The 7,202-nt window shown below is 33.1% G+C and carries 8 protein-coding genes; 1 reads left to right on the top strand and 7 read right to left on the bottom strand.

Annotated features, from left to right (window positions below; all coding sequences use genetic code 11):
* Window positions 1-66: 66 nt before the first annotated feature.
* The 7 genes from JNO63_RS08415 to JNO63_RS08385 all read right to left on the bottom strand — a co-directional run bounded on the left by JNO63_RS08415 (window position 67) and on the right by JNO63_RS08385 (window position 6,702).
* Window positions 67-903: a MurR/RpiR family transcriptional regulator gene (locus tag JNO63_RS08415; protein ID WP_203128507.1), complete on the bottom strand. Its 837-nt coding sequence runs from the start codon at window positions 901-903 to the stop codon at window positions 67-69.
* A 9-nt stretch (window positions 904-912) separates the two neighbouring features.
* A complete protein-coding gene (locus JNO63_RS08410) occupies window positions 913-1,803 on the bottom strand; it encodes an ROK family protein (RefSeq protein WP_203128506.1) in 891 nt (296 codons plus the stop codon).
* A gap of 61 nt (window positions 1,804-1,864) precedes the next feature.
* Window positions 1,865-2,314, bottom strand: a complete 450-nt coding sequence (locus tag JNO63_RS08405; RefSeq protein ID WP_203128505.1) for a YhcH/YjgK/YiaL family protein — start codon at window positions 2,312-2,314, stop codon at window positions 1,865-1,867.
* A gap of 9 nt (window positions 2,315-2,323) precedes the next feature.
* Window positions 2,324-3,841, bottom strand: coding sequence for a sodium:solute symporter (locus JNO63_RS08400; protein WP_203128504.1), 1,518 nt, complete (start codon window positions 3,839-3,841; stop codon window positions 2,324-2,326).
* Between the two features lie 12 nt (window positions 3,842-3,853).
* Window positions 3,854-4,774, bottom strand: coding sequence for a dihydrodipicolinate synthase family protein (locus JNO63_RS08395; protein WP_203128503.1), 921 nt, complete (start codon window positions 4,772-4,774; stop codon window positions 3,854-3,856).
* 36 nt (window positions 4,775-4,810) lie between these two features.
* Window positions 4,811-5,506 (bottom strand): N-acetylmannosamine-6-phosphate 2-epimerase, encoded by a 696-nt coding sequence (locus tag JNO63_RS08390; protein ID WP_203128502.1) that lies wholly within the window; start codon window positions 5,504-5,506, stop codon window positions 4,811-4,813.
* 194 nt (window positions 5,507-5,700) lie between these two features.
* Window positions 5,701-6,702, bottom strand: a complete 1,002-nt coding sequence (locus JNO63_RS08385) for a DUF4236 domain-containing protein (protein ID WP_203128501.1) — start codon at window positions 6,700-6,702, stop codon at window positions 5,701-5,703.
* Between the two features lie 140 nt (window positions 6,703-6,842).
* Between JNO63_RS08385 and JNO63_RS08380 the strand changes: the two genes are divergently transcribed.
* Window positions 6,843-7,127: a YkvA family protein gene (locus JNO63_RS08380; RefSeq protein ID WP_203128500.1), complete on the top strand. Its 285-nt coding sequence runs from the start codon at window positions 6,843-6,845 to the stop codon at window positions 7,125-7,127.
* The last annotated feature ends 75 nt before the right edge of the window (window positions 7,128-7,202 follow it).

The raw sequence follows: 7,202 nt of genomic DNA, 5'->3' as shown, positions 1-7,202 counted from the left end.
CATTCCGCTTAAAATATTATTAAGTTATTCCGTGTTTATGGGTTCAGCTCAAAAAGGAATGATTTTTTAAAGGTTATTTTCTTTTAATTTTTCATTCCCTAAGGCCTTTATGGTATCATCATGCATTTTTTTCTTAATATTTTTATCTTCATTTACAAAAAATGTATACAAGAGATCTACCATTATAGATAAGGGAAATTGGGGACTGATAACATTACCGTAGTTTAAATGTTTTAGGGAAGGAACTAAAATCAATTCGTCACAATATTCTTTAATTTCTTCTCTATTTTGAGAAGTTATTAAAACTGTTTTTGCGTTTTTTTCGTGGGCTTCTTTTAGAAAATACAAAACTTCCTTGGTCTCTCCACTGATGCTTAGACAAATTACCAGAGTATTTTCATTATGAAAGACCGCCCTCATTTTCATATGATCGGTGTCAGTTATAGAGTCAATATTTACCCCTATCCTCATAAAACGCATTTCCATCTCATTTGCCGCAAGGCCTGATGACCCCTTGCCGCAAACAAAAACTTTTTGAGCAGTATTGATGTATTTTATCACCCTTTGGATCTGACTTTCATCTATGAGTGAGTAAGTTTTGTTTAATAGTTCTTGGTAGGTTTTTAGGACTTGGCTGACCTTATCTGTGATTTCGTCCTTTCTTTCTATAAAATTTTGACTATATTCATATATAAACTCTCTATAACCTCTAAACCCGCATTTTTGAGCAAATCTTGATAGGGAGGCTTCTGATACAAAAAGCTTATCTGCTAATTTTTTTGCAGAAAAATCTCCCTTTTTATCATTATGGATGAAAAAATCTGCTATGTTTTTTTCTGTGGGTGTGAAGTTTTCGTAGTTTGATTCTATTGTTTCAATTACTGATTTTACATAATAGGGCATAAAAGCTCCTTAGTCTCTAGCTGTTTTATTTTTAAAGTTATAAAAGGCTCCTAGCATACCTGCTGCATTTTGCTGGCTTGCAAATTTTAGGCTCACTGCATCATAAAGTGGTTTTTCCAAATATTTTTCTAGATTTTTATCGATTTTTTCATACAAATATTCTTCTTGAGCCATAATGCCGCCACCTAAGATAACTGTATCTGGGTTTAATACATAAACCATATTTGATATGCCTATTGCTAGGACTTCGCACATTTCATCAATGGCTTTTATGCAGATTTCATCTCCGTTTTTTGCTAGGTCAAATACTTTTTTGCCATCCCAATCTTCTACGTTTTCACCATTTAAGTCAGCAACTTTTTCTACTAAGGTTTTTGCAGAAGCTAGGGTCTCAAAAGTGCTATTTTGCATATTCATATATCCAATTTCCATAGCAGATCCAGAAACTCCATGGTAAACTTCTCCATTTATTATTGCACAACCGCCTATACCTGTTCCAATAGTAAGGATTAGGGCAACTTCACTATCTTTTCCAGCACCTGATTTGTATTCGGCAAGGCCTGCACAGTTTACATCGTTTTCTACATAGCATGGCAAATCAAATTTTTCTTTTATAGGGTCTTTAAAATTAATTCCTGTATAGCCTGGGATAAGTTCTGAGGCATAGCGGATAGATCCATTTTTTGTATCCACCATACCTGCTGTGGATATGGCAACTCCTTCTACTTGATGATTATTTTTATAATCTCCCACAATTTTTAAGGTCTTTTCTAAAATTTGCTTACCACCCTTATTAGCTTCTGTGGCAAGTTCGTGTTTTTCTAAGATTTCCCCATTTTCATTTATAAGGCCATATTTTATAAAAGTCCCGCCTATGTCTATGCTTATATACTCTTTCATATTTTCTCCTATTTATAGTTTTAAAAAGGCATAAGACCTATTGCCTCATGCCTTTGTTTAATTATATTTTGATTTTAAATATAGCTTTTTTTGTATAAACTGGATCATTGATTTGTAAGGCTGTCATATGCACATCATTTGGATAGCAAACTAGGAAATCTCCCACCTTTAAATCTACTGAAGAATTTCTCTCGCCTTCTGCTGCTTGAAAGTCTTTTTCTGCATCATAGTCACCTAAGTCCATATCTTTTAAAAAGTTTAGGTCAATTCTTTCTTCTCCTAAAAGCATTAGGTGAAGGTCTAGGTATTCTTTGTGAGCTTCCCAAAATCTATTTTCTACTGTTGTTGTGTCATATTCTACTATATTTACAAAAAAGTCATCACCATTGATTTTGTGGATGCCTGCTTCCATGTTTTCCATATCATTTTCTTTGTAATAGTCAAAGCAAGCTTTGATTTTATCTTCTAAGTAAGCGTATTCTTCTACATTAGTAATATTTCCAAATATCATATTATTCTCCTATTGTTGATTATAAACTGTTGAGTTCACTACTGGTACATCATCTTTTATACCCTTTACCTTATTATAAATTATAGATCCAATTACTCCAACTACTAATGACACTCCTATAGAAATAATTGAGTATGACCAAAATGATACTTTGGCTGGGTCTACAAAATATTTTATATAAACCATTACTAAAGAAGCTACTATAAAGGCAAGGGTTGCTCCAAATTTATTAGCTACTTTTGTAAAGGCACCTAGGATAAAGATACCAACTAGGATTCCTAATACCAATCCCATAAATCCGTTAAACCATTCGTAGGCTGATTTTACTTCTCCGTGAGCTAAGATGATTGAAACAACTATGGCAAAAACACCAACTAATAATGAAACTCTTTGACCGATTTTAGTTTGTCTTTCAAATGACATTTCTTTTTTATTTAGTGTTGATTGGATATCAAGGGCCCAGCTTGATGCAACTGAGTTTAGACCTGTTGATAGGGTTGATTGGGCTGCTGCATAAATAGCTGCAAGTAATAAACCTGTAACTCCTACTGGAAGCTCATATGCAATCCATGATGCAAATATTTGGTCTTGTTGAGCATTTGGTGGTAGTGGATTACCTTGGACTTGGTAGAAAACATATAGTCCTGTACCTATTAGGTAAAACACAGTAGCTATAAATATTGATAAACATCCATTACCAATCATCATTTTTCTTAATTGTTTTGAATCATTTGTTGTGGTAAATCTTTGTACAATATCTTGACTTGAAACATAAGAACCTATTGTATTTATACCAGCTCCTACAATTAATAAAAATACACTGTCTCTTAGAATATTTGCATCAAACATTGGTTGGTCTACTGCTAAAAATTTATTATTTGTAAATAGTTCGTGGCTTATAGTACCCATTCCACCATTGATATTGCTAATTAGGTAGATTAAACCAAAAGTAACCCCAATTAGTAAAACTGATCCTTGGATAAAGTCTGTCCATAAAACAGATTTAAGTCCACCTGAATAGGAATAAATAATTGCTATTACTCCCATAATAATTATAAGAATATCTACATTTATGCCCATAAGGCTAGATAAAACCATACATGGCAGATACATAATGATAGACATCCTACCAATTTGATAGATGATAAACATGATTGCCCCAAGGACTCTAAGGCCCTTAGATTTATATCTTATTTCTAGATATTGGTATGCTGTATCTATATCTAATTTTGCATAAATTGGCAAAAAGAATTTTATAGTAAATGGTATAGCAATTAGCATCCCCAATTGAGCAAACCACATTATCCATGTGCCTGCATAGGAGTTTCCTGCAAGTGATAAAAAGGATATAGGACTTAGTAGGGTAGCAAAAATAGATACTGATGTTACCCACCAAGGGATAGATCCATCGCCTCTAAAGTATTCCTTGCCCTCCATTTTCTTTTTTGAAAAGTGAAGTCCTGCAAAAAGTACTGCTCCTAGATAAACAATAAGTATTATTAAGTCAATTGTTGTAAAACCCTGCATATTTTCTCCTACTTAGCCAATATATTTTTCTTTTGCATCTCTTATCATAGATGCTGCTTCTTTTACAATTTTTTCATCTTCATCATTTAATTCAGCTAATGGTTTTCTAACAGAGCCTATATCTAGATCTTCATTTTCTCTTAAAATTGCTTTTATAACTGCATACATATTTCCATGACCTGAAACCATTTTATAAATTATTGCATTTATGTCATATTGGATATTACGAGCTTGCTCTAAATTTCCATTTTCAAAGTGTTCATTCATTTTTAAGAATAATTCTGGCATTGCCCCATAAGTTCCACCTATACCGGCTTCGGCTCCGATTAATCTTCCTGAGATAAATTGTTCATCTGGGCCGTTGAAGATTATGTAATCTTCTCCCGCATCTTGTTTAAAGATTTGAATGTCTTGGACTGGCATTGATGAATTTTTTACACCGATTACATTAGGATTTTTTCTCATTTCTGCAAATAAGCTTGGTGTTAGGGCAACTCCTGCTAGTTGTGGGATATTATAAATTACAAAATCTGTATTTGGAGCTGCAGATGAAATATCATTCCAATATTCTGCAATAGCGTATTCTGGAAGTCTAAAATAAATTGGAGGTATAGCTGCAATAGCATCTACTCCCAGGCTTTCTGCATGGGCTGCAAGTTCCATAGAATCTTTAGTGTTATTACAAGCAACATGGGCAATCACTGTTAATTTTCCCTTTGCTTCTTTCATAACATTTTCTAAAACGATTTTTTTATCTTCAACACTTTGGTAGATGCATTCCCCAGAAGATCCGTTTACATAAACACCCTTTACACCTTTTTCTATAAAGTATTTGGTTAAATCTCTTACTCTTTCTGGGCTAATGTTTCCCTCATCATCATAGCAAGCATAAAATGCTGGGATAACACCTTTGTATTTGTCTAAATTTCTCATAATTACGTTTTCCTCCTGTTTAAAATTTTTATTTTTTTAGTTTTCTGAAAGTTTTTCAACAAAGTTTTTGGTAATCACTTGTGGTCTGGTGATTATTGATCCTACTACTACACTATGAGCACCAAGTTCTATAACTCTTTTTGCCTTTTCTGGAGTATTTATATTGCCCTCAGCTATGACTTTTCCATTTGCCTTTTCAATTATTTTTCTTAAAATTTCAAAGTCATTTGCCTCAATCTTATCCCCTTTTGATTGGTCAGTGTAGCCAACTAAGGTTGTACCTATAAAATCAAAACCTAGTTCATCTGCATGGAGTGCTTCTTCTACTGTGGAGCAATCTGCCATTAGCAGTTGATTTGGATATTTTTCTGTGATTTCATTATAAAAATCATCGATACTCTTCCCATTTGGTCTTAAATCACTTGTGGCATCTAGGGCTATGATTTCTACTCCAGTTGCTGCTAGCTCATCGATTTCATCCATAGTTGGAGTTATGTATACCTTAGAATCGTCATAATCTTTTTTTACAATTCCTATAATAGGTAAGTCTACTTCTTTTTGAATTTCTTTTATGTCAGCTGCCGTATTTGCTCTGATACCACTTGCCCCGCCTTGCTTTGCAGCCTTTGCCATGCGACCCATTATAAATGAAGAATGCAATGGTTCATCTGGTAAAGCTTGGCAAGAGACTATTAACTTTCCCTTTAAAGCTTCAATCTTATTATCGATCATTTTGCCCTCCTAATTCATGAAAACTATATCCTAAATTGAATTTATTTTCAATATATATTCATAAATCAGAAATTAATTTCAACGCCTACTTTCTTATGATAACATTTTCCCGTTTTCCCTCAATTTTTTGAAAGTATATTCAAAATTTTACTAAAAACAGAAATAAAAAACAGTAGCAAAGCTACTGTCAAAATTTATTCCCCATCTAAAACTGTATCTGAGAATACTATAAAAATATCAAATCCTGGTGCTTTTTTAAGGGATAAGTATCCGTATTCTACAAGATTTAATTCCCTATTTTCTTTGTACCTTTTATCAGGACTGCCATCTTTGTTGGCATGTTCATACGTTTTACCCAGTACTGTCGCATCTGCTGGAGGATTTTGATCTTCTAAAAATGTCATTTTTCCTAAGTCTATTTTCATCTCATTGAAGGATAGGGCAGACATTTTTGATCCCTTTTTGATAAATACTGAATCTGGCAAGAAAATTAATTTTATTTGCCCAGCATCCAGAGTGAAGGTTTCAGCATTTGTTTCTATCTCATTATTGCCCTTAAAATATGAAATATTTTCGCGGGAAATAATTTTCATGTCCGCTCCGCTTGATTCTGGCAAATCTTCTGCCTCTGTCACTAGCCAAACAGCATCTGACTCCATAATACCTTCTAGCAAGTTATTTGTAACTTCTAATTCTTTTTTTGCATCCTCGCTCATCTCATAATCAAGCCTAATAGTCTGATTATTATTGTTATATATCCAAAAAATCACTCCAAGAATAGAAATTATCACAAAAAACGGATTGATAATTGCAAGAAGTATGCCGATTGCAATCAATCCAATGGCAATATAAGTGTTGGTGCGATTTTTATTACTTGCAGCTAGGACATCTTTCATATCATTTGAGCGAATATTAGTCAAATCATTATCAAAAGTTTTTGTGTTTGCACTTTGTGTTTTGCTTCTACCAGCTGTATTTGTATTTTTTTTGCCTGTAATTTTTTTATGAGGATTGCCAAAATCTTTTTGGTAGCCAATCCCAGTTCCCGGTATATAAGCTGATCCTCTGATATTTCCATTGGCAGTGCGGGTTATACGAAATCCCTTTCCTCCCCAAGAAAATCCTGGCCCAGACTTACTCATATTTATCCTAAATCCCTTGCCAAGATTTATACTTTTTCTAAATCTAAATCCCATAATATTCTCCTTAAAAATATTATACCAAAGATAATATTTTTTATTAAATCTTACAATATTTAACTTGACTTTTAATATTATCAAGTATAATATAAATGTAAATAAATTTTATTAAAACCTATTTTAAGAAAGGGGTTTAAATGACAAAATTTAACAAAATTAGAACATCAATTCCAGCTTTTTTTAATGCTTTAAAAAATAAAAATACACCAATCCCAGCAAAAATTGCAGTAGCAGTTGCAATTGCCTATGCATTCATGCCTGCAGATGTTGTAGTAGATGCCATTCCATTTTTAGGATGGTTTGATGATGCCCTTGTAATGACAATATTATTTGCCATCGCAAACAAAATGATCCCTGAATATGTAATGGATAATGAAAAAAGCGAAATAATCGATGATGTAAATTATGAAGTAATGGACTAAAAAATAACCCAAGCCTGAGAGTGAACTGACCCCTTAAAGTTGGACCTAATCAACTTAAGGAGGTCAGTTTTTTAT

The sequence above is a fragment of the Anaerococcus sp. mt242 genome, assembly GCF_016798225.1.
Lineage (GTDB): Bacteria > Bacillota > Clostridia > Tissierellales > Peptoniphilaceae > Anaerococcus.
This window is presented reverse-complemented; position numbering and strand designations above follow the sequence as displayed.

Excerpts from the sequence above, each read along its gene's own strand:
- JNO63_RS08415 (WP_203128507.1), bottom strand. The coding sequence starts at position 903 with ATGCCCTATTATGTAAAATCAGTAATTGAAACAATAGAATCAAACTAC.
- JNO63_RS08410 (WP_203128506.1), bottom strand. The coding sequence starts at position 1,803 with ATGAAAGAGTATATAAGCATAGACATAGGCGGGACTTTTATAAAATAT.
- JNO63_RS08405 (WP_203128505.1), bottom strand. The coding sequence starts at position 2,314 with ATGATATTTGGAAATATTACTAATGTAGAAGAATACGCTTACTTAGAA.
- JNO63_RS08400 (WP_203128504.1), bottom strand. The coding sequence starts at position 3,841 with ATGCAGGGTTTTACAACAATTGACTTAATAATACTTATTGTTTATCTA.
- JNO63_RS08395 (WP_203128503.1), bottom strand. The coding sequence starts at position 4,774 with ATGAGAAATTTAGACAAATACAAAGGTGTTATCCCAGCATTTTATGCT.
- JNO63_RS08390 (WP_203128502.1), bottom strand. The coding sequence starts at position 5,506 with ATGATCGATAATAAGATTGAAGCTTTAAAGGGAAAGTTAATAGTCTCT.
- JNO63_RS08385 (WP_203128501.1), bottom strand. The coding sequence starts at position 6,702 with ATGGGATTTAGATTTAGAAAAAGTATAAATCTTGGCAAGGGATTTAGG.
- JNO63_RS08380 (WP_203128500.1), top strand. The coding sequence starts at position 6,843 with ATGACAAAATTTAACAAAATTAGAACATCAATTCCAGCTTTTTTTAAT.